The following is a 22,432-nucleotide window of genomic DNA, read 5'->3' as shown; positions in this document are numbered from 1 at the left end:
CGCTGCTGACCCGGGCAGAATAGAAAAACGGCGTCGGGCGGGCCAGCCTCCGTTTTTCATCTCTCGTGCAGGCGCGCAAAATTATCAGGCGTTTACACTGTACATCATGAGGTTTGCGAAGCGCGTCCCAGCCAGCTATCCCAGTCTTTCCATACCGGCTGCAGGCCGCGGGCGGCCAGCGCGCTGGCGACCTCTTCAGGGCGGCGATCGTCGTGCGGGGCAAATTGCTCGAGCTCCGGATGATCGTCGGCGTAGCCGCCGGGCTGGGTTTTAGAGAAGGCGCTGACGTTATTGATCGCCAGCGGGATCACCCGGTCGCGGAACCAGGGTGATTCGCGGGTGGATAGCGACAGCTCAACCTCTGGCGCCAGCAGGCGGAAGGCGCAGATAGTTTGCACTAGCTGGCGCTCATCCATCAGCGAAGCCGGTTCAATACCGCCGGCGCAGGGACGCAGGCGCGGGAAGGAGACCGAATAGCGGCTGCGCCAGTAGCGCTGCTGCAGCCACAGCAGGTGCTCAGCGACTATAAAGCAGTCCACTCGCCAGCTGTCGGAAAGGCCGATGAGCGCGCCAAGGCCGATCTTATCGATCCCCGCCGCGCCTAAGCGATCCGGCGTATCCAGCCGCCAGAAGAAATCCTGCTTTTTTCCTTTCAGATGGTGTTTGGCGTACATGCTTTCATGATAGGTCTCCTGATAGACCATCACCCCGTCGAGCCCCAGGGTTTTCAGCTCGGCATACTCTTCAGTCGCCAGCGGCTGCACCTCCATATGCAGCGAGGCAAACTGGCTGCGGATAGCCGGTAGGTGCTGACGGAAATAATCCATTCCCACCTTACCCTGATGTTCGCCGGTCACCAGCAGCAGATGCTCAAAGCCCAGGTTGCGGATTGCGGCGCACTCGCGGGCAATCTCGGCGGCATCCAGCGTCTTGCGCTTAATGCGGTTGCTCATCGAGAAGCCGCAGTAGGTGCAGTCGTTAGCGCACAGGTTGGAGAGATACAGCGGCACGTAGAAGCTGACGGTATTGCCGAAGCGCTGCCGGGTGAGGCGCTGCGCGCGCTGGGCCAGCGGTTCAAGGTAATTGGCCGCGGCAGGCGAGAGCAGGGCCATCATATCATCGCGGGTGAGCTGTTTGGCCGCCAGCGCCCGTTCGACGTCGGCGGCGGTTTTGCTGTTGATGCGCAGGCGGATATCGTCCCACTCCAGCTGCCGCCAGCGATCGCTAAAGGTTTTCATGCCAGCGCCTCCAGGAATCCGGTGAGCGGGCTGGTGGCCTGCGCCTGCGTACTGCGTGCCCCCGGTCCGGCCTGACGCGCCAGTAATCCGGCATCGATCGCCATACGGAAGGCGCGGGCCATGGCCACGGGGTCGTCGGCGACGGCAATGGCGGTATTGACCAGCACCGCGTCCGCGCCCATCTCCAGCGCCTGCGCCGCATGGCTCGGGACGCCGATCCCGGCGTCGACCACCACCGGGACCGTCGCCTGCTCGATAATAATCTCCAGCATGGCTTTGGTTTCCAGCCCCTGATTGGAGCCGATCGGCGCACCCAGCGGCATCACCGCCGCGCAGCCCACCTCTTCCAGTCGTTTACACAGCACCGGATCGGCGCCGCAGTAGGGCAGCACCACGAACCCTTCGCGGACCAGCAGCTCCGCCGCTTTCAGGGTTTCAATCGGGTCGGGCAGCAGCCAGCGGGCGTCCGGGTGGATCTCCAGCTTCAGCCAATGGGTACCCAGGGCTTCCCGCGCCAGGCGGGCGGCAAACACCGCCTCTTCCGCCGTCTTGGCGCCTGAGGTATTCGGCAGCAGGTTAACCCCCGCCGCCAGCAGCGGGGCGAGGATGGCGTCATTGCGCTGGCGTAAATCGACGCGCTTCATCGCCAGGGTTACCAGCTGGCTGCCCGAGGCGCGAATCGCCTCAACCATCACCTCCGGGGCGGCGAATTTGCCGGTACCGGTGAAAAGATGGGATTCAAACGTTTTGTCTGCAATACGTAACATGTCAGCCTCCAGCGATAACCTGAAAAAGCAGGACCCGATCGCCTTCCTGCAAGAGATGATCTTCCCACCGGTCGCGCGGCAGGATGTGTTGATTGAGCGCCAGCGCAACGCCCGGCTGCTGCTGTTCGAGCTGGGTCAGCAGGGCGCTGACGCTGAGATTGTCGGCGCACGCCAGCGGCTCGTCGTTAAACCAGATCTGCATGCCGCCCTCCGCACACCGGGCAGCTCCGGGAGCGCTGTAGCGCAAGGGCGCGCCAGTTGCTGGTGCGGGCGTCGAACAGCCGCAGGGTGTTGCGCGGCGTCGCCATGCCGCTGAGCAGCTTAATCGTCTCCAGCGCCTGCAGGGTGCCCATCATGCCGACCACCGGGCCGACGATCCCCGCGGTGCGGCAGTTGCGCTGCGGTTCATCGCTTTCCGGCCACAGGCAGCGATAGCAGCCCTGCCTCCAGGGCGGGGTGAGCACCATCAGCTGACCGCCGAAGCCCACGGCGCTGGCGGTTACTAACGGGGTATCGAGGGCCACACAGGCGGCATTGATCGCCTGGCGGGTGACCATATTATCGGTACAGTCCAGCACCACGTCCGCTTTCGCCACTTCGGCGCGTAGCGCCTCGCCGCTTAAGCGCTGCTGGAGCGCTACCAGTTTGATCTGCGGGTTTAGCTGGCTGAGCCGGGTCTGTGCCGCTGCGGCTTTTGGCCGATCGATATCCGCGCTGGTGAACAAGATCTGCCGTTGCAGGTTGCTGAGATGCACCGCGTCGTCATCGGCCAGGGTCAGCGTCCCGACGCCAGCCCCGGCCAGATAGAGCGCCGCCGGGGAGCCCAGCCCGCCAAGGCCGATAATCAGCACTCGACTGGCTAACAGCTTCTGCTGCCCTTCGATGGCAATATCCTCCAGCAGCAGCTGGCGGCTATAGCGCATAAAGTCGTGATCATTCATCGCCCGCTCCCGCCAGCGCCAGCAGTTGGTCGGTCGCTGCCCGCCAGTCCGCCGCCTGGGTGATGGCGCTGACCACCGCGATGCTGCCGACGCCGGTCGCCAGTACCCCCGGCGCCTTTTCCAGGCTAATTCCGCCGATCGCTACGGTGGGGTAATCCGCCAGGCGTTGAATATGTCTGGCAAGCTGCTCGAGGCCCTGCGGCGCGGAAGGCATCTGTTTGGTTTGCGTCGGGAAGACGTGACCTAGCGCGATGTAAGAGGGGCGCGCCGCAAGGGCGACATCAATTTCCATATCATCGTGAGTAGAGACGCCAAGACGCAGCCCGGCCTGGCGGATAGCGCTCAGATCGGTGGTTTCCAGATCTTCTTGTCCGAGATGCACGCCATAGGCCTGATGCTTAATCGCCAGCTGCCAGTAATCGTTAATGAACAGTCGGGCGTGATAGCGGCGACCAAGGGCGATGGCGGCGATCACGTCATCCTCCACTTCGCTGTCGCGCCGGTCTTTGATGCGTAACTGAAGGGTACGTACCCCAGCTTCGAGCAGGCGCTCAATCCACGCCACGCTGTCCACCACCGGGTAGAGTCCGAGACGAAACGGGACGGGTGGAAAATCAGGTTGATACATCAGGCTTCCTCCTGTTTCAGGTAGATTTCGCCGCCGCGGGCGCGGAAGTTATTCGACATATCGGCCATGCCGGCTTCTATACTTTGCTTCGCGGCGTAGTCGCGGACCTCCTGAGTGATTTTCATCGAACAGAATTTCGGCCCGCACATGGAGCAGAAGTGGGCGACTTTGCCGGACTCCTGCGGCAGGGTTTCATCGTGATAGGCCCGCGCGGTGAACGGGTCGAGCGCGAGGTTGAACTGGTCTTCCCAGCGGAATTCAAAACGCGCTTTTGACATCGCGTTGTCGCGGATCTGCGCCCCGGGATGGCCTTTCGCGAGGTCGGCGGCGTGGGCGGCGATTTTGTAGGTAATCAGCCCCTGTTTGACATCCTCTTTGTTGGGCAGGCCGAGATGCTCTTTCGGCGTGACATAGCACAGCATGGCGCAGCCGAACCAGCCGATCATTGCCGCGCCGATACCGGAGGTGAAATGGTCGTAGCCCGGCGCGATATCAGTGGTGAGCGGCCCCAGGGTGTAGAACGGCGCTTCGTGGCAGTGCTCCAGCTGTTCGGTTATATTGCGGCGGATCATCTGCATCGGCACGTGGCCAGGGCCTTCAATCATCACCTGCACGTCATATTCCCAGGCGATTTTCGTCAGTTCGCCGAGGGTGCGCAGCTCGGAAAACTGCGCCTCATCGTTGGCATCCTGAATGGAGCCGGGGCGCAGGCCATCGCCCAGCGACAGCGACACGTCATAGGCGGCGCAGATTTCGCAGATTTCGCGGAAATGCTGGTAGAGGAAGTTTTCCTGATGATGCGACAGGCACCACTTAGCCATGATTGAGCCGCCGCGCGAGACGATACCGGTCAGGCGCTTCGCCGTCATCGGGACGTAGCGCAACAGTACGCCGGCGTGAATCGTGAAGTAGTCGACGCCTTGCTCGGCCTGTTCCAGCAGGGTATCGCGGAAGACTTGCCAGGTGAGATTCTCGGCGATGCCGTTGACCTTCTCCAGCGCCTGGTAAATCGGCACGGTACCAATCGGCACCGGGCTGTTGCGCAGGATCCACTCGCGGGTTTCGTGGATATAGCGGCCGGTGGAGAGGTCCATCACCGTGTCGGCGCCCCAGCGGGTTGACCAGACCAGTTTCTCGACCTCTTCTTCGATGGAAGAGGTCACCGCCGAGTTGCCGATATTGGCATTCACTTTCACCAGGAAGTTGCGGCCGATAATCATCGGTTCAGACTCCGGGTGGTTGATGTTGGCGGGGATGATGGCGCGTCCGGCGGCCACTTCATCGCGAACGAACTCGGGGGTGATGTTTTCCGGTAGGTGGGCGCCGAAGCCTTCACCTGCGTGCTGCTGGCGCAGAACCTCGCTGCGGATACGTTCGCGACCCATGTTTTCGCGAATGGCGATGAACTCCATCTCCGGGGTGACTATCCCCTGGCGGGCGTAGTGCAGCTGGGTAACGCATTTGCCAGCGACGGCGCGTTTGGGCGTCAGCAGGCCGCTGAAGCGCAGCTCATCGAGACCGTCGTCGGCCAGCCGCGCTTTGGTATAGGCCGAGCTGCGTTCGCTGAGCGGCGCGCAGTCGTTACGCGCGTCGATCCACGGCTGGCGCAGCTTTGCCAGCCCCTGGCGGACATCAATGCTAATATCCGGGTCGCCATACGGCCCGGAGGTGTCATACACCGGGATCGGTTCGTTGGTTTCGTACCGGGGGTTATCTTTATCGCCGCCGACGAGAGTTGGGCTGAGCTGAATTTCACGCATCGGGACGCGGATATCCGCTTGTGAGCCGTGAACATAGATGCGGCGTGAATTAGGAAAAGCGGTACCCGCCAGCGTATCAATGAATCGCTGCGCGTGCTCGCGTTGTTCCCGACGGGTTAGTTTGGTAGTAGACATAGCGCATTCCAGTTAAAAAAGGACATGGCTTGTCAGACGACGGATGGAGTAACAGATGCGATCGGCCCTGACGGACTGACGCGAACAGCAGTTTACTCTTGTTCCCTTCGCAGGTATTAGCCTGATCAGGTTCCGCGGATCCCGAATTAACGGTCTCAGCCTTTTCCACGTTAGCCTGCGCATGGAAAATAGGCACTCCGACAAGATGAAATCCCTCCGCAGAGGGATAATGTACGTAAATTACGCGTTAACGGTTCACAACTCAAGCGGTCGGCGCAATATTATCGCGCACGTCATTGCTCAGGTTATGGGCGACAGCTAGGGCGATCAGTTTATCTTCCAGCGCGAAACGCGCCTCCAGCGACTCGCCGATATCCGACAGCGCCTGCTGAAATTCAAGATAGTTATCGTGATCGATGGCGTTTTCGAGGCAGGTATCGTAGTAGTCCATCATCTGCTGGGTATTGGCTTCCAGCTGCGGGTAAAGCCGGGTGGCGGCTAAAAGAGGGGTATCGCCTTCCATTTCGCCAATAATGCGTTCATAAATACTAAAATGACCGGATGAGAGGTAATCCACCAGACTTTGGCAAAAGTCATCCAGCGCCTTTTCGTTTAGCCGCATAAACGACTCTTTGCCCGGTTTCAGGCCAACCAGGTTGTAGTAAGCCACGAGCAGATGCTTACGCACTTGTAGCCAGCGATCGACCAGTTCATTACTACCGCCAACGCGCTCCGTCAGATTTTCCAGCTGGTTTAGCATGATTGACTCCGCTAGTTTTGATTTAAATCTGCTCACCAAAATGTAAATATAATGTTAACAACATGCCAGTGAAGCAAAGGTAGTGCAATAGATATGGATCGTATTATTGAAAAATTAGATCGCGGCTGGTGGGTTGTCAGTCACGAACAAAAATTATGGTTGCCTGGTGGAGAATTACCACATGGCGAAGCGGTTAATTTCGATCTTGTCGGCCAGCATGCGCTGCATATTGGCGAGTGGCAGGGCGAGTCCGTGTGGATGGTGCGCCAGGATCGTCGCCATGACATGGGATCGTTGCGCCAGGTGCTGGATCAGGATCCGGGACTCTTCCAGCTGGCTGGGCGGGGGATCCAGCTCGCCGAATTTTATCGCTCGCATAAATTTTGCGGTTACTGCGGCCACCCGATGCATGCCAGCAAAAGCGAATGGGCGATGCTGTGCAGCCACTGCCGCGAACGTTACTACCCGCAAATTGCCCCCTGCATTATCGTGGCAATCCGTCGCGACGATGCGATCCTGCTGGCGCAACATACGCGCCATCGCAACGGCGTGCACACCGTGCTGGCCGGCTTTGTCGAGGTCGGCGAAACCCTTGAGCAGGCGGTGGCTCGCGAGGTGATGGAGGAGAGCGGTATTCGGGTAAAAAATCTGCGTTACGTGACCTCTCAGCCATGGCCGTTCCCGCAGTCGCTGATGACCGCCTTTATGGCGGATTACGCAGATGGCGAGATCGTGGTCGACAAAAAAGAGTTACTGACCGCGGACTGGTATCGCTATGACGACCTGCCGCTTCTGCCGCCGCCGGGGACAGTGGCGCGGCGGCTAATCGAAGATACCGTCGCGATGTGTCGGGCAGAGTTCGAGTGACATGTTACACTGGGCGTATCAACGCTAAAGGAATGTAAAAATGACCGAACTGAAGAACGATCGTTACCTGCGCGCGCTGCTGCGTCAGCCGGTTGATGTCACCCCGGTGTGGATGATGCGCCAGGCGGGCCGCTATTTACCGGAGTACAAAGCCACCCGTGCGCAAGCGGGCGACTTTATGTCGCTGTGTAAAAATGCCGAGCTGGCCTGCGAAGTGACGCTCCAGCCGCTGCGCCGTTACCCGCTGGACGCGGCGATCCTCTTTTCGGACATCCTGACCATCCCGGACGCCATGGGGCTGGGGCTGTACTTTGAAGCTGGCGAAGGTCCGCGCTTCACCTCGCCGGTAAAAAGTAAAGCCGACGTCGACAAGCTGCCGATCCCGGATCCGGAGCAGGAGCTGGGCTATGTAATGAACGCCGTGCGCACCATTCGCCGCGAACTGAAAGGCGAAGTGCCGCTGATCGGTTTTTCCGGTAGTCCATGGACGCTGGCTACGTACATGGTGGAGGGCGGCAGCAGCAAGGCCTTCACCGTGATTAAAAAGATGATGTACGCCGAGCCGCAGGCGCTGCATGCGCTGCTGGATAAGCTGGCGAAGAGCGTTACCCTGTATCTCAACGCGCAGATCAAAGCCGGCGCGCAGTCGGTGATGATTTTTGACACCTGGGGCGGGGTGCTGACCGGCCGCGACTATCAGCAGTTCTCCCTTTACTACATGCATAAGATCGTCGATGGCCTGCTGCGGGAAAACGAAGGCCGCCGCGTGCCGGTGACCCTGTTCACCAAAGGCGGTGGTCAGTGGCTGGAAGCGATGGCGGAGACCGGCTGCGATGCGTTGGGTCTCGACTGGACCACCGATATTGCTGATGCCCGCCGTCGCGTGGGTAACAAAGTAGCGCTGCAGGGCAATATGGATCCGTCGATGCTCTATGCGTCCGCCCCGCGTATTGAAGAAGAAGTGGCGACCATTCTTGCCGGCTTTGGCCAGGGGGAAGGCCACGTCTTTAACCTTGGACACGGTATTCATCAGGACGTTGACCCCGAGCATGCGGGCGTCTTTGTTGAGGCTGTGCACCGTCTGTCCGCACCCTATCACCAGTAGGAGATAAGCCCTATGGATTTAGCCGCACTACGTACCCAACAGCAACAGTTAGCCGCGTCGGTAGAGCGTGCGGATCGACTGGATCGCGACCCGCCGGCGTTGATCGGCGGCGCGGACGTCGGGTTTGAGCAGGAAGGGGAGATCACCCGGGCTGCGATGGTGCTGCTGACCTGGCCTGAGCTTGAGCTGGTGGAGTATCAGGTGGCGCGGGTCGCCACCTCTATGCCCTATATTCCCGGCTTTCTCTCGTTTCGCGAAACGCCTGCGCTGCTGGCGGCGTGGGAGCAGCTTTCGCAAAAACCGGACCTGCTCTTCGTTGACGGACACGGCATTTCTCATCCCCGGAGATTGGGCGTCGCCAGCCATTTTGGCCTGATGATTGATGTGCCGACTATCGGAGTGGCGAAAAAACGCCTGTGCGGCAAAATCGGCGACCTGGGTGATGAGCCTGGCGCGCTGGCCCCGCTGATGGATAAAAATGAGCAACTGGCCTGGGTCTGGCGCAGCAAAGTGCGCTGCAACCCGCTGTTTATTAGCACCGGCCACCGGGTAGGCATGGACAGCGCTTTAATGTGGGTTGAGCGTTGCATGCGAGGCTACCGTCTGCCCGAGCCGACGCGCTGGGCCGATGCGGTGGCGTCCCGTCGTCCGTCGTTTGTGCGTTGGCAAGCAAATCACAGCTGATTCAGGTACACTGCGCCTAATTTCTGACTTCGAGAATTCATCATGTTACAAAACCCGATTCACCTGCGCCTGGAGAAGCTGGAAAGCTGGCAGCATGTCACTTTTATGGCCTGCCTGTGCGAACGTATGTATCCCAACTACGCGATGTTCTGCAAGCAAACCGAGTTTGGCGACGGCCTGCTTTATCGTCGTATCCTGGACCTGATCTGGGAAACGCTGACGGTTAAAGATGCGAAGGTGAATTTCGACAGCCAGCTGGAGAAGCTGGAAGAGGCGATCCCGGCGGCAGATGATTTCGACATGTACGGTGTCTATCCGGCCATAGACGCTTGCGTGGCGTTGAGTGAACTGATTCATTCTCGTCTGAGCGGCGAAACGCTCGAGCACGCGATCGAGGTGAGCAAGACCTCCATCACCACCGTGGCGATGCTGGAAATGACCCAGGAAGGTCGCGAAATGACCGACGAAGAGTTGAAAGCGAATCCGGCGGTAGAGCAGGAATGGGATATTCAGTGGGAAATTTTCCGCCTGCTGGCCGACTGTGAAGAGCGTGATCTTGAGCTGATAAAAGGCCTGCGCGCGGACCTGCGCGAGGCTGGCGAGAGCAATATTGGTATAAATTTTCAGCAGTGAGACCAGAAAACGTGATTTACCGCCTGAATTGTAGCGTCTGAAGGCTTCCATTCCGCCCCCCGTCTGGTCTACATTTGGAGGGCGAAAAAAAGTGGCTATCGGTGCGTGTATGCAGGAGGGTGCTTTTTTGGCATTTCCGTCGCACTCGATGCTTAGCAAGCGATAAACACATTGTAAGGATAACTTATGAACAAGACTCAACTGATTGATGTAATTGCGGACAAAGCTGACCTGTCCAAAGCACAGGCTAAAGCTGCCCTGGAATCTACCCTGGCTGCAATTACTGAGTCTCTGAAAGAAGGTGATGCTGTTCAACTGGTTGGTTTCGGTACCTTCAAAGTGAACCACCGCGCTGAGCGTACTGGCCGCAACCCGCAGACCGGTAAAGAGATCAAAATCGCTGCAGCTAACGTGCCGGCATTTGTTTCTGGCAAAGCACTGAAAGACGCAGTTAAGTAAGACCGCGTGGCAGTGAACAGTTTTATCGAAGGGGCTATTAAGCCCCTTTTGTCTGTCTGGCGCCGGCCTCTGGCGCTGGCGGGCATCCTGTTGCTGACTGCCTGCAGCCACGACACGTCGCTACCGCCGTTTACCGCCAGCGGATATGCGGACAATCAGGGAGCGATGCGCATCTGGCGTAAAGATTCTGGCGATGAAGTCCATCTTCTCGCCGCCTTCAGCCCGTGGCGTCACGGGGACACCTCGACCAGCGAATATCGCTGGCAGGGCGATCAACTGGCGCTTATCGAACTCAATGTCTATGGCAAACCGCCGGAACATATTCGCGCCCGTTTCGACGCGCAGGGCGATCTGAGCTTTATGCAACGGGAAGTGGACGGGCAGAAGCAGCAGCTCTCCAGCGACCAGGTCGCGCTATATCGTTATCGCGCCGAACAGATCCGCCAGACCAGCGACGCCCTCCGCCAGGGGCGGGTCGTCCTGCGGCAGGGGCGCTGGAACGCTGCCGCGCATACCGTGCTGACCTGCGAAGGGCAGACGGTTACGCCCGACCTCGATAGCCGGGCCCTGGCGCACATTGAACGCCGCCAGAGCCACGCTTCCGCCGCTGTGAGCATTGCCTGGCTGGAGGCGCCGGAAGGCTCTCAACTGCTGCTGGTCGCCAATGAAAACTTCTGCACCTGGCAGCCGACGGAAAAAAGCTTCTAACCTTTACCAGTGGTTCATGCCCATATGACCGCCGGCGCTACCGCGACAGCCGCCATATCCCATTCCTGCGCCGCGGGGAACGCCTGCCTCAGCCAGGGCGATATCAAACTTCACCCGCTGCTGATCCAGCTTCTGGCGTAAGCCTTCCATCTCCTGAGCGACAGCTTCAATCTTCCCGCTGTCCGGCTTTTGCGCCGTGAGCAGCGCATTGTACTCATAGCGTTTGGACTGCAGCTGCTGGCGCAGGGCGCTGGTTTGCGCATAGTAATCGTTATGCAGCTTTTGCACGGTAGCCTGCTGCTCCTGGGTCAGCTGACTGTAGCCCTGGTTGCCCATCCCGTTATTGTTGCCCCAGTGGTGGTTGGCCCAGGCCGCGTTGCTGGCGAAGGTCAGCGCGGCAAAGGTAACGAGGGCGAGAGGTAAGGTACGGTTCCGTTTCATGGCATTTTCTCCTGTGTGGTTTCCCTCGGTATTGCATCTTCCATGCCAGTCTGAAAAAGCCCGTCTGTGTCGGCCTGCCGAAGCCTTTGCCGAGGAGAGCGAGTAAAAATGACCCGTTCCGCCAGGGTCAGGCGAGTCATTTTTACTCGCTTAAGCGCAGGCGATATGTTTGAGAGCAGGATTGGCCGCGCGGAAACATGGCATGATTTCTGCTGAAGGAGCCTGCAGATAGTGAAAAAGAGATGACAAGGACTCGCCGATGAAGATCAAATCTCTCTCCCGGGACGCCGCCGCTGGCGCGCTGAGCTGGCTGCTGACCGGCACGGTTGTGCTGCTGGTCATGCTGTTCTCCGCGATGATCGTCCGCGACTACGGTCGCGAGACGACCGCTGCCCGACAAACCATTGAAGAGAAAGGGAGCGTGCTGATCCGCGCGCTGGAGTCCGGCACGCGCGTCGGGATGGGGATGCGTATGCATCATGCGCAGCTGCAGGCCCTGCTGGAAGAGATGGCCTGGCAACCGGGCGTCCTGTGGTTCGCGGTGACCGATGAAAACGGTAAAATTATCGCCCATAGCGATCCGCAGCAGGTGGGTAAAACGCTGTATAGCCCGGCGCAGATGCGTGCGTTAGCGGTTGGCGAACAGGCCCGCTGGCGCCGGCTTAGCGAACCGCAGCCGGCGCTGGAGATCTATCGCCATTTTCGCCCGCTTAATCCGGCCCGCGGCCACCATATGGGAATGATGAACCGCGGCAATAGCGCCCTGGCTCAGGCCACCGTCCCGCAGGTAATTTTTATCGCCTTTGATAGCCGCGAGCTGGATGCCGCGCAGGCCCGCGGGCAGCGGAATATGGCCATCATGCTGGGTGCCGCCGCGCTGGTGATAGCGGCGACGATCCTCGCTCAGTTCTGGTTCCGCCGCTATCGTCGCTCGCGGAAACAGCTGCTGGAGGCGATGGCCCGCAAGGAAAAGCTGGTGGCGCTTGGCCATCTGGCGGCGGGGGTCGCGCACGAGATCCGCAACCCGCTCTCGTCGATTAAAGGGCTGGCGAAATATTTTGCCGAGCGCACGTCGCCTGGCGGCGAGTCGCATCAGTTAGCCCAGGTGATGGCCAAAGAGGCTGATCGCCTGAACCGGGTGGTCAGCGAGCTGCTGGAGCTGGTCCGGCCCGCCCATCTAAACTACCAGACAGTCGATATCAACGCGCTTATCCGCCACTCATTGCAGTTGGTAAGCCAGGATGCGCAGAGCCGCGGGATCGCGCTGCAATTTACTCCGCGACCTGAGTTAACCACGATCAGCGCCGACCCCGATCGCCTGAATCAGGTGCTGTTGAATCTGTACCTGAATGCAATGCAGGCGATTGGCCGTGACGGCGTCATTCGCGTAACAGCAAGCGAAGCCGATCGTCAGCGGGTGAAAATCGTCGTCACGGATAGCGGTAAGGGGATGAGCGATGAAGAGTTACAGGCTATCTTCACGCCGTATTTCACCACCAAGGCGGACGGCACCGGGCTGGGGCTGGCCGTAGTGCAGAATATTATCGAACAACATGGCGGGACGATCCGCGCCGAAAGTCAGCCGGGAGCTGGAGCGATATTTACGCTTTGGTTACCGGTGGATGCTCAACGGAGGGAAGATGAGCAGCGATAAAGTACAGATTCTGGTCGTTGATGATGACATCAGCCACTGCACGATCCTGCAGGCGCTGCTGCGCGGCTGGGGCTATCAGGTGGGGTTGGCTCACAACGGCCTGCAGGCGCTGGAGCAGATCCATCAGCAGGTCTTCGACCTGGTGCTGTGCGATATCCGTATGGCGGAGATGGACGGTATCGCAACGTTAAAAGAGATTAAGGCCTATAACCCGGCGATACCGGTGCTGATCATGACGGCGTTTTCCAGCGTCGGTACGGCGGTAGAAGCTATTAAGTCCGGGGCGCTGGATTATCTGGTTAAACCGCTGGATTTTGACACCCTGCAGCAGACGCTGGTTCAGGCATTGGCGCACACCCGGCAGAGCGAGAGCGACCCCAGCGTTGCGACGGATTCACGGTGGGGCATGATTGGCGACAGCCCGGCGATGCAGGCGCTTCTTAACGATATTACGCTGGTGGCCCCTTCGGACGCGACGGTGCTGATTTATGGGGAGTCGGGAACCGGTAAGGAGCTGGTGGCGCACGCCATCCACGCCTGCAGCGAGCGTCGTGACAAGCCGTTGGTCACGCTCAACTGCGCGGCGCTGAATGAGTCACTGCTGGAGTCGGAACTCTTCGGCCATGAAAAAGGGGCGTTTACCGGGGCGGATCGGCGGCGGGAAGGACGCTTTGTCGAAGCGGATGGCGGCACGCTGTTTCTTGATGAGATAGGCGATATCTCGCCAGTGATGCAGGTCCGCTTGCTGCGGGCAATTCAGGAGCGGGAGGTGCAGCGGGTCGGCAGCAACCAGACGCTTGCCGTTGATGTGCGGCTTATCGCCGCCACCCATCGTAATCTGGCGGAGGAGGTGAGCGCCGGGCGTTTTCGCCAGGATCTCTATTACCGCCTGAATGTCGTAACTATTGATATGCCGCCGCTGCGCCGGCGACGGGAAGATATTCCGCAGCTGGCGCAGCATTTTCTCAAACGCTATACCGAACGCAATCGTAAGACGGTAAAAGGGTTCACGCCACAGGCGATGGACCTGCTGATCCACTACCCCTGGCCGGGCAATATTCGCGAGCTGGAAAACGCGGTGGAGCGGGCGGTGGTGCTACTGACCGGAAACTATATCTCTGAGCGAGAACTGCCCCTGGCGATCGCCGGTACGCCGCTGCCATCAGGCGGGAGCGAGGAGGGAGGAATTCAGCCGTTAGTGGAAGTGGAGAAAGAGGTGATTCTGGCGGCGCTGGAAAAAACGGGCGGCAACAAAACTGAAGCCGCCCGTCAGTTAGGCATTACGCGCAAAACGCTGCTGGCGAAACTTAGCCGTTAGCCTTTTCACGTTCGATGGCGCGCCAGCCGATATCGCTACGGCTAAAGCTACCGTCCCAGCGAATGTCGGTCAGCAGCTGATAGGCGCGCTGCTGCGCCTGCGCTACGGAGTCACCCAGCGCGGTGACGCACAGCACGCGCCCGCCGTTGGTGACCACGCGCTGGTCGTCAGACAGTTTGGTGCCGGCGTGGAAGACCTTACCGTCTGCGACTTCCTGCTGCGGCAGGCCGTAGATCTCATCGCCCGTATTGTAGCTGCCCGGATAGCCGCCGGCGGCAACCACCACGCCCAGCGACGCGCGGTCATCCCACTCGGAGGTTTTCTCGTCCAGCTTGCCCGCGCAGGCGGCGAGGCACAGCTCGACCAGGTCGGACTTCATGCGCAGCATGATCGGTTGGGTTTCCGGGTCGCCAAAGCGGCAGTTGAACTCAATCACCTTCGGGTTGCCCTGCTTGTCGATCATCAGACCGGCGTAGAGGAAACCGGTATAGGTGTTGCCTTCAGCGGCCATGCCTTTCACGGTTGGCCAGATAATCCGCTCCATGGTGCGCTGGTGGACTTCGTCAGTAACCACCGGTGCCGGGGAGTACGCCCCCATCCCGCCGGTGTTCGGGCCGGTATCGCCGTTGCCGACGCGCTTGTGATCCTGGCTGGTGGCCATCGGCAGGACGTGCTCGCCGTCGACCATCACAATAAAGCTAGCCTCTTCGCCATCGAGGAACTCTTCAATCACGATGCGGTGGCCTGCGTCGCCAAAGGCGTTGCCGGCCAACATATCTTTGACCGCCGCTTCGGCTTCCTCGAGGGTCATCGCCACGATAACGCCTTTACCCGCCGCCAGACCGTCGGCTTTGATGACGATCGGCGCGCCTTTCTCGCGCAGATAAGCCAGCGCAGGCTCCACTTCGGTGAAGTTCTGGTATTCCGCCGTCGGAATATGATGACGGGCGAGAAAATCTTTGGTGAAGGCTTTTGAGCCTTCCAGCTGCGCGGCGCCTTCGGTTGGCCCGAAGATGTTCAGCCCGGCGGCACGGAACGCGTCGACCACGCCAATGACCAACGGCGCTTCCGGGCCAACGATGGTCAGATCGATGTTCTCATCCTGCGCGAAGCGAAGCAGCGCCGGAATATCGGTGACGCCGATGGCGACGTTTTGCAGCGACGGCTCCAGAGCGGTACCGGCGTTGCCCGGCGCGACATAGACGGTATCAACCAGCGGCGACTGAGCCGCTTTCCAGGCCAGCGCGTGCTCGCGCCCGCCGTTGCCGATTACTAATACTTTCATCTGCTGCTCCATGAATTAATGGCGGAAGTGGCGCATGTCGGTGAAGATCATGGCGATGCCGTGTTCGTCAGCGGCGGCAATCACTTCGTCGTCACGGATAGAGCCGCCCGGCTGAATAACGCAGGTGATGCCTACCGCGGCTGCGGCATCGATGCCGTCGCGGAACGGGAAGAAAGCGTCAGAGGCCATGGCGGAACCTTTCACTTCCAGACCTTCATCACCGGCTTTAATTCCGGCGATTTTCGCCGAGTAGACGCGGCTCATCTGACCGGCGCCTATGCCGATGGTCATATTATCTTTGGCATACACAATGGCGTTGGATTTGACGAATTTCGCCACTTTCCAGCAGAACAGCGCATCGCGCAGTTCCTGCTCGGTTGGCTGACGTTTGCTGACCACGCGCAGTTCACCTGCGGTGACCATGCCGAGATCGCGGTCCTGAACCAGCAGACCACCGTTAACGCGTTTGAAATCGAGGCCGGCAACGCGAGTATCCCACTGGCCGCAGGTCAGTACGCGGACGTTCTGCTTCGCGGCGGTGATTTTCAGCGCTTCTTCGCTGGCGGACGGCGCGATGATCACTTCGACGAACTGGCGAGAGATGATCGCCTGCGCGGTTTCAGCATCCAGCTCGCGGTTAAAGGCAATGATGCCGCCGAACGCGGAGGTCGGGTCGGTTTTGTAAGCGCGATCGTAGGCGTCAAGAATCGAGTCGCTGACGGCAACGCCGCACGGGTTGGCGTGCTTAACGATAACGCAGGCCGGCTCGTTGAACTCTTTTACACACTCCAGCGCCGCATCGGTATCGGCAATGTTGTTATAGGAGAGCGCTTTGCCCTGCAGCTGAGTGGCGGTCGCCACGGAGGCCTCTTTTACATTCTCTTCTATATAGAAAGCCGCCTGCTGGTGGCTGTTTTCGCCGTAGCGCATATCCTGCTTCTTAATGAAGTTCAGATTCAGGGTACGCGGGAAGCGGCCAGCGGCTTCTTTGCTTTCGCCGTGATAGGCCGGAACCATGCTGCCGAAGTAGTTGGCGATCATGCTGTCGTAAGCGGCGGTGTGTTCGAAGGCTTTAATGGCGAGGTCGAAGCGGGTGGCCAGCGTGAGGGAACCTTCGTTGGCGTCCATCTCATTAATGATGGCGTCGTAGTCGCTGCTCTTAACCACGATGGCGACATCTTTATGGTTCTTCGCTGCAGAGCGCACCATAGTCGGGCCGCCGATATCGATGTTTTCCACCGCGTCTTCCAGCGAGCACCCTTCACGAGCGACGGTCTGGGCGAACGGGTAAAGGTTCACGACAACCATATCGATAGGCGCGATACCGTGTTGCTGCATGATACCGTCATCCTGACCGCGACGACCGAGGATGCCGCCGTGTACTTTCGGATGCAGGGTCTTCACGCGTCCATCCATCATTTCCGGGAAACCGGTGTAGTCAGAGACTTCGGTAACCGGCAGGCCTTTATCTGCCAGCAGGCGAGCGGTGCCGCCGGTGGACAGCAGCTCGACACCACGAGCGGAAAGCGCCTGCGCGAATTCGACGATACCGGCCTTGTCAGAAACACTGAGCAGAGCGCGGCGGACTGGACGACGTTGTTGCATGGTATTAAATCCCCAGGATTTGAACATTACAGAGAGCGTTAGGTGAGCTTTTGCCTAAAAACTCACCTAACGCACCCAACCGGGCATCCGTGTCATAGCGCGGCATTGTAACGAAAACGTTTGCGCAACGCTCGCGAATTTTTATGTTTCTCTCCAGGCCGGTGATTCTCCTTCTATATAGCTGGCGATCCATGGGGCTAGCGGTCATGTTTTTACGCTCTCTTGTGGATAATTCTGTGTGTAACGAGGTATAAAGCGGGGTTTTGCTGGGGAATGCAGCAGTCAGTCATTTTTCTGCCATTTTTCTATTGCGGACGCTCGAGAACTCCCTATAATGCGCCTCCATCGACACGGCGGATGTGAATCACTTCACACAAACAGCCGGTTCGGTTGCAGAGAAAAATCCTGAAAAACGGGTTGACTCTGAAAGAGGAAAGCGTAATATACGCCACCTCGCGACAGAGCGCTAAAGCGCGTCGCAACTGCTCTTTAACAATTTATCAGACAATCTGTGTGGGCACTCAAAGTGACATGGATTCTTAACGTCCTCGGACGAAAAATGAATACCAAGTCTCAAGAGTGAACACGTAATTCATTACGAAGTTTAATTCTTTGAGCATCAAACTTAAATTGAAGAGTTTGATCATGGCTCAGATTGAACGCTGGCGGCAGGCCTAACACATGCAAGTCGAGCGGTAGCACAGAGAGCTTGCTCTCGGGTGACGAGCGGCGGACGGGTGAGTAATGTCTGGGAAACTGCCTGATGGAGGGGGATAACTACTGGAAACGGTAGCTAATACCGCATAATGTCGCAAGACCAAAGTGGGGGACCTTCGGGCCTCATGCCATCAGATGTGCCCAGATGGGATTAGCTTGTAGGTGGGGTAACGGCTCACCTAGGCGACGATCCCTAGCTGGTCTGAGAGGATGACCAGCCACACTGGAACTGAGACACGGTCCAGACTCCTACGGGAGGCAGCAGTGGGGAATATTGCACAATGGGCGCAAGCCTGATGCAGCCATGCCGCGTGTGTGAAGAAGGCCTTCGGGTTGTAAAGCACTTTCAGCGGGGAGGAAGGCGGTGAGGTTAATAACCTCATCGATTGACGTTACCCGCAGAAGAAGCACCGGCTAACTCCGTGCCAGCAGCCGCGGTAATACGGAGGGTGCAAGCGTTAATCGGAATTACTGGGCGTAAAGCGCACGCAGGCGGTCTGTCAAGTCGGATGTGAAATCCCCGGGCTCAACCTGGGAACTGCATTCGAAACTGGCAGGCTAGAGTCTTGTAGAGGGGGGTAGAATTCCAGGTGTAGCGGTGAAATGCGTAGAGATCTGGAGGAATACCGGTGGCGAAGGCGGCCCCCTGGACAAAGACTGACGCTCAGGTGCGAAAGCGTGGGGAGCAAACAGGATTAGATACCCTGGTAGTCCACGCCGTAAACGATGTCGATTTGGAGGTTGTGCCCTTGAGGCGTGGCTTCCGGAGCTAACGCGTTAAATCGACCGCCTGGGGAGTACGGCCGCAAGGTTAAAACTCAAATGAATTGACGGGGGCCCGCACAAGCGGTGGAGCATGTGGTTTAATTCGATGCAACGCGAAGAACCTTACCTGGTCTTGACATCCACAGAACTTAGCAGAGATGCTTTGGTGCCTTCGGGAACTGTGAGACAGGTGCTGCATGGCTGTCGTCAGCTCGTGTTGTGAAATGTTGGGTTAAGTCCCGCAACGAGCGCAACCCTTATCCTTTGTTGCCAGCGGTCCGGCCGGGAACTCAAAGGAGACTGCCAGTGATAAACTGGAGGAAGGTGGGGATGACGTCAAGTCATCATGGCCCTTACGACCAGGGCTACACACGTGCTACAATGGCATATACAAAGAGAAGCGACCTCGCGAGAGCAAGCGGACCTCATAAAGTATGTCGTAGTCCGGATTGGAGTCTGCAACTCGACTCCATGAAGTCGGAATCGCTAGTAATCGTAGATCAGAATGCTACGGTGAATACGTTCCCGGGCCTTGTACACACCGCCCGTCACACCATGGGAGTGGGTTGCAAAAGAAGTAGGTAGCTTAACCTTCGGGAGGGCGCTTACCACTTTGTGATTCATGACTGGGGTGAAGTCGTAACAAGGTAACCGTAGGGGAACCTGCGGTTGGATCACCTCCTTACCTTAAAGAACCTGCCTTTGTAGTGCTCACACAGATTGTCTGATGAACGTAAAGAAGCAAGGCGTCTTGCGATTGAGACTTCAGTGTCCCCTTCGTCTAGAGGCCCAGGACACCGCCCTTTCACGGCGGTAACAGGGGTTCGAATCCCCTAGGGGACGCCACTTGCTGGTTCGTGAGTGAAAGACGCGTGCCGAACTATCTCAAAACTCATCTTCGGGTGACGTTTGAGATATTTGCTCTTTAAAAATCTGGATCAAGCTGAAAATTGAAACGACACACAGTCAATGTGTGTTCGAGTCTCTCAAATTTTCGCAATCAGAAGTGAAACATCTTCGGGTTGTGAGGTTAAGCGACTAAGCGTACACGGTGGATGCCCTGGCAGTCAGAGGCGATGAAGGACGTGCTAATCTGCGAAAAGCGTCGGTAAGGTGATATGAACCGTTACAGCCGGCGATGTCCGAATGGGGAAACCCAGTGCAATTCGTTGCACTATCGTTAACTGAATACATAGGTTAACGAGGCGAACCGGGGGAACTGAAACATCTAAGTACCCCGAGGAAAAGAAATCAACCGAGATTCCCCCAGTAGCGGCGAGCGAACGGGGAGCAGCCCAGAGTCTGAATCAGCTTGTGTGTTAGTGGAACGGTCTGGAAAGTCCGACGGTACAGGGTGATAGTCCCGTACACCAAAATGCACAGGTTGTGAACTCGAAGAGTAGGGCGGGACACGTGGTATCCTGTCTGAATATGGGGGGACCATCCTCCAAGGCTAAATACTCCTGACTGACCGATAGTGAACCAGTACCGTGAGGGAAAGGCGAAAAGAACCCCGGCGAGGGGAGTGAAAAAGAACCTGAAACCGTGTACGTACAAGCAGTGGGAGCACCTTCGGGTGTGACTGCGTACCTTTTGTATAATGGGTCAGCGACTTATATTCTGTAGCAAGGTTAACCGTATAGGGGAGCCGCAGGGAAACCGAGTCTTAACTGGGCGTTAAGTTGCAGGGTATAGACCCGAAACCCGGTGATCTAGCCATGGGCAGGTTGAAGGTTGGGTAACACTAACTGGAGGACCGAACCGACTAATGTTGAAAAATTAGCGGATGACTTGTGGCTGGGGGTGAAAGGCCAATCAAACCGGGAGATAGCTGGTTCTCCCCGAAAGCTATTTAGGTAGCGCCTCGTGAACTCATCTTCTGGGGTAGAGCACTGTTTCGGCTAGGGGGTCATCCCGACTTACCAACCCGATGCAAACTACGAATACCGAAGAATGTTATCACGGGAGACACACGGCGGGTGCTAACGTCCGTCGTGAAGAGGGAAACAACCCAGACCGCCAGCTAAGGTCCCAAAGTCATGGTTAAGTGGGAAACGATGTGGGAAGGCACAGACAGCCAGGATGTTGGCTTAGAAGCAGCCATCATTTAAAGAAAGCGTAATAGCTCACTGGTCGAGTCGGCCTGCGCGGAAGATGTAACGGGGCTAAACCATGCACCGAAGCTGCGGCAGCGACACTATGTGTTGTTGGGTAGGGGAGCGTTCTGTAAGCCTGCGAAGGTGTGCTGTGAGGCATGCTGGAGGTATCAGAAGTGCGAATGCTGACATAAGTAACGATAAAGCGGGTGAAAAGCCCGCTCGCCGGAAGACCAAGGGTTCCTGTCCAACGTTAATCGGGGCAGGGTGAGTCGACCCCTAAGGCGAGGCCGAAAGGCGTAGTCGATGGGAAACAGGTTAATATTCCTGTACTTGGTGTTACTGCGAAGGGGGGACGGAGAAGGCTATGTTAGCCGGGCGACGGTTGTCCCGGTTTAAGCATGTAGGCTGGTTATCCAGGCAAATCCGGATAATCAAGGCTGAGGTGTGATGACGAGGCACTACGGTGCTGAAGTAACAAATGCCCTGCTTCCAGGAAAAGCCTCTAAGCATCAGGTAACATCAAATCGTACCCCAAACCGACACAGGTGGTCAGGTAGAGAATACCAAGGCGCTTGAGAGAACTCGGGTGAAGGAACTAGGCAAAATGGTGCCGTAACTTCGGGAGAAGGCACGCTGGTGTGTAGGTGAAGTCCCTGCGGATGGAGCTGAGACCAGTCGAAGATACCAGCTGGCTGCAACTGTTTATTAAAAACACAGCACTGTGCAAACACGAAAGTGGACGTATACGGTGTGACGCCTGCCCGGTGCCGGAAGGTTAATTGATGGGGTTATCCGTAAGGAGAAGCTCTTGATCGAAGCCCCGGTAAACGGCGGCCGTAACTATAACGGTCCTAAGGTAGCGAAATTCCTTGTCGGGTAAGTTCCGACCTGCACGAATGGCGTAATGATGGCCAGGCTGTCTCCACCCGAGACTCAGTGAAATTGAACTCGCTGTGAAGATGCAGTGTACCCGCGGCAAGACGGAAAGACCCCGTGAACCTTTACTATAGCTTGACACTGAACATTGAGCCTTGATGTGTAGGATAGGTGGGAGGCTTTGAAGCCTGGACGCCAGTCTGCGTGGAGCCAACCTTGAAATACCACCCTTTAATGTTTGATGTTCTAACGTTGGCCCCTGACCGGGGTTGCGGACAGTGTCTGGTGGGTAGTTTGACTGGGGCGGTCTCCTCCCAAAGCGTAACGGAGGAGCACGAAGGTTAGCTAATCCTGGTCGGACATCAGGAGGTTAGTGCAATGGCATAAGCTAGCTTGACTGCGAGCGTGACGGCGCGAGCAGGTGCGAAAGCAGGTCATAGTGATCCGGTGGTTCTGAATGGAAGGGCCATCGCTCAACGGATAAAAGGTACTCCGGGGATAACAGGCTGATACCGCCCAAGAGTTCATATCGACGGCGGTGTTTGGCACCTCGATGTCGGCTCATCACATCCTGGGGCTGAAGTAGGTCCCAAGGGTATGGCTGTTCGCCATTTAAAGTGGTACGCGAGCTGGGTTTAGAACGTCGTGAGACAGTTCGGTCCCTATCTGCCGTGGGCGCTGGAGAATTGAGGGGGGCTGCTCCTAGTACGAGAGGACCGGAGTGGACGCATCACTGGTGTTCGGGTTGTCATGCCAATGGCACTGCCCGGTAGCTAAATGCGGAAGAGATAAGTGCTGAAAGCATCTAAGCACGAAACTTGCCCCGAGATGAGTTCTCCCTGAGACTATAAGTCTCCTGAAGGAACGTTAAAGACGATGACGTTGATAGGCCGGGTGTGTAAGCGCAGCGATGCGTTGAGCTAACCGGTACTAATGAACCGTGAGGCTTAACCTTACAACGCCGAAGATGTTTTGGCGGATTTGAGA

General features: G+C 57.9%; 18 protein-coding genes, 1 tRNA gene, 2 rRNA genes and 1 riboswitch. Of the genes, 11 read left to right on the top strand and 10 right to left on the bottom strand.

Annotation, left to right across the window (positions count from 1 at the left end):
• Positions 1-104 precede the first annotated feature (104 nt).
• The 7 genes from thiH to KB892_RS24265 form a co-directional block, all read right to left on the bottom strand.
• Positions 105-1,238, bottom strand: coding sequence for a 2-iminoacetate synthase ThiH (thiH, locus tag KB892_RS24295; protein ID WP_004146303.1), 1,134 nt, complete (start codon positions 1,236-1,238; stop codon positions 105-107).
• Entirely contained in the window at positions 1,235-2,005 is a 771-nt protein-coding gene (thiG, locus tag KB892_RS24290; RefSeq protein WP_004152308.1) for a thiazole synthase, read from the bottom strand. The genes thiH and thiG overlap by 4 nt, the downstream gene beginning before the upstream one ends.
• Position 2,006: 1 nt before the next feature.
• The gene (gene thiS / locus KB892_RS24285) at positions 2,007-2,207 is read right to left on the bottom strand and encodes a sulfur carrier protein ThiS (protein ID WP_002884183.1); all 201 of its coding nucleotides are present in this window, start codon (positions 2,205-2,207) and stop codon (positions 2,007-2,009) included.
• The gene (thiF, locus tag KB892_RS24280; RefSeq protein WP_004152309.1) at positions 2,191-2,946 is read right to left on the bottom strand and encodes a thiazole biosynthesis adenylyltransferase ThiF; all 756 of its coding nucleotides are present in this window, start codon (positions 2,944-2,946) and stop codon (positions 2,191-2,193) included. The genes thiS and thiF overlap by 17 nt, the downstream gene beginning before the upstream one ends.
• The gene (gene thiE, locus KB892_RS24275) at positions 2,939-3,574 is read right to left on the bottom strand and encodes a thiamine phosphate synthase (RefSeq protein ID WP_004152310.1); all 636 of its coding nucleotides are present in this window, start codon (positions 3,572-3,574) and stop codon (positions 2,939-2,941) included. The genes thiF and thiE overlap by 8 nt, the downstream gene beginning before the upstream one ends.
• Positions 3,574-5,469, bottom strand: a complete 1,896-nt coding sequence (gene thiC / locus KB892_RS24270; protein WP_002884310.1) for a phosphomethylpyrimidine synthase ThiC — start codon at positions 5,467-5,469, stop codon at positions 3,574-3,576. The genes thiE and thiC overlap by 1 nt, the downstream gene beginning before the upstream one ends.
• 85 nt (positions 5,470-5,554) lie before the next feature.
• Positions 5,555-5,679, bottom strand: a riboswitch (TPP riboswitch).
• A 52-nt stretch (positions 5,680-5,731) separates the two neighbouring features.
• A complete protein-coding gene (locus tag KB892_RS24265; RefSeq protein ID WP_002884324.1) occupies positions 5,732-6,229 on the bottom strand; it encodes an Rsd/AlgQ family anti-sigma factor in 498 nt (165 codons plus the stop codon).
• Between the two features lie 93 nt (positions 6,230-6,322).
• Here KB892_RS24265 and nudC point away from each other — a divergent pair, with 93 nt between their 5' ends.
• From nudC to KB892_RS24235, 6 genes are all read left to right on the top strand, one after another.
• Complete coding sequence (gene nudC, locus KB892_RS24260) at positions 6,323-7,096, top strand: NAD(+) diphosphatase (protein ID WP_002884327.1); 774 nt, start codon at positions 6,323-6,325, stop codon at positions 7,094-7,096.
• A 40-nt stretch (positions 7,097-7,136) separates the two neighbouring features.
• On the top strand, positions 7,137-8,201 hold the full coding sequence (hemE, locus tag KB892_RS24255) for a uroporphyrinogen decarboxylase (RefSeq protein ID WP_002884329.1): 1,065 nt from the start codon (positions 7,137-7,139) through the stop codon (positions 8,199-8,201).
• A gap of 12 nt (positions 8,202-8,213) precedes the next feature.
• A complete protein-coding gene (gene nfi / locus KB892_RS24250) occupies positions 8,214-8,885 on the top strand; it encodes a deoxyribonuclease V (protein ID WP_004152311.1) in 672 nt (223 codons plus the stop codon).
• A gap of 42 nt (positions 8,886-8,927) precedes the next feature.
• Positions 8,928-9,518: a YjaG family protein gene (locus tag KB892_RS24245; protein ID WP_002884331.1), complete on the top strand. Its 591-nt coding sequence runs from the start codon at positions 8,928-8,930 to the stop codon at positions 9,516-9,518.
• A 186-nt stretch (positions 9,519-9,704) separates the two neighbouring features.
• Positions 9,705-9,977 carry a nucleoid-associated protein HU-alpha gene (gene hupA / locus KB892_RS24240; RefSeq protein ID WP_002884342.1) on the top strand — a complete coding sequence of 91 codons (273 nt, stop codon included), beginning with the start codon at positions 9,705-9,707 and terminating at the stop codon, positions 9,975-9,977.
• Between the two features lie 12 nt (positions 9,978-9,989).
• Positions 9,990-10,685: a DUF1481 domain-containing protein gene (locus KB892_RS24235; RefSeq protein WP_002884344.1), complete on the top strand. Its 696-nt coding sequence runs from the start codon at positions 9,990-9,992 to the stop codon at positions 10,683-10,685.
• Positions 10,686-10,688: 3 nt separating this feature from the next.
• On the opposite strand, the gene zraP is transcribed toward KB892_RS24235, so the two are convergent.
• The gene (zraP, locus tag KB892_RS24230; RefSeq protein WP_002884346.1) at positions 10,689-11,126 is read right to left on the bottom strand and encodes a zinc resistance sensor/chaperone ZraP; all 438 of its coding nucleotides are present in this window, start codon (positions 11,124-11,126) and stop codon (positions 10,689-10,691) included.
• A gap of 259 nt (positions 11,127-11,385) precedes the next feature.
• On the opposite strand from zraP, the gene zraS reads away from it, so the two are divergent.
• Together zraS and zraR are read left to right on the top strand one after the other, a co-directional pair.
• Complete coding sequence (gene zraS, locus KB892_RS24225; protein WP_002884349.1) at positions 11,386-12,780, top strand: two-component system sensor histidine kinase ZraS; 1,395 nt, start codon at positions 11,386-11,388, stop codon at positions 12,778-12,780.
• Positions 12,767-14,098: a sigma-54-dependent response regulator transcription factor ZraR gene (gene zraR / locus KB892_RS24220; protein WP_002884354.1), complete on the top strand. Its 1,332-nt coding sequence runs from the start codon at positions 12,767-12,769 to the stop codon at positions 14,096-14,098. The genes zraS and zraR overlap by 14 nt, the downstream gene beginning before the upstream one ends.
• Here zraR and purD read toward each other — a convergent pair.
• Positions 14,088-15,383: a phosphoribosylamine--glycine ligase gene (purD, locus tag KB892_RS24215; protein ID WP_002884357.1), complete on the bottom strand. Its 1,296-nt coding sequence runs from the start codon at positions 15,381-15,383 to the stop codon at positions 14,088-14,090. The genes zraR and purD overlap by 11 nt on opposite strands.
• Positions 15,384-15,398: 15 nt before the next feature.
• On the bottom strand, positions 15,399-16,988 hold the full coding sequence (gene purH / locus KB892_RS24210; protein WP_002884359.1) for a bifunctional phosphoribosylaminoimidazolecarboxamide formyltransferase/IMP cyclohydrolase: 1,590 nt from the start codon (positions 16,986-16,988) through the stop codon (positions 15,399-15,401).
• A 627-nt stretch (positions 16,989-17,615) separates the two neighbouring features.
• On the opposite strand from purH, the gene KB892_RS24205 reads away from it, so the two are divergent.
• The 3 genes from KB892_RS24205 to KB892_RS24195 all read left to right on the top strand — a co-directional run bounded on the left by KB892_RS24205 (position 17,616) and on the right by KB892_RS24195 (position 22,400).
• A 16S ribosomal RNA gene (locus tag KB892_RS24205) occupies positions 17,616-19,155 on the top strand.
• Positions 19,156-19,240: 85 nt separating this feature from the next.
• A tRNA-Glu gene (locus KB892_RS24200) sits at positions 19,241-19,316 on the top strand.
• A gap of 182 nt (positions 19,317-19,498) precedes the next feature.
• Positions 19,499-22,400, top strand: a 23S ribosomal RNA gene (locus tag KB892_RS24195).
• Together the 16S and 23S rRNA genes with 1 tRNA gene alongside form the textbook arrangement of a ribosomal RNA operon.
• Positions 22,401-22,432: the final 32 nt, after the last annotated feature.

The sequence above is a fragment of the Klebsiella sp. P1927 genome (assembly GCF_018204675.1).
GTDB classification, from domain to species: Bacteria; Pseudomonadota; Gammaproteobacteria; order Enterobacterales; family Enterobacteriaceae; genus Klebsiella; species Klebsiella pneumoniae.
This window is presented reverse-complemented; position numbering and strand designations above follow the sequence as displayed.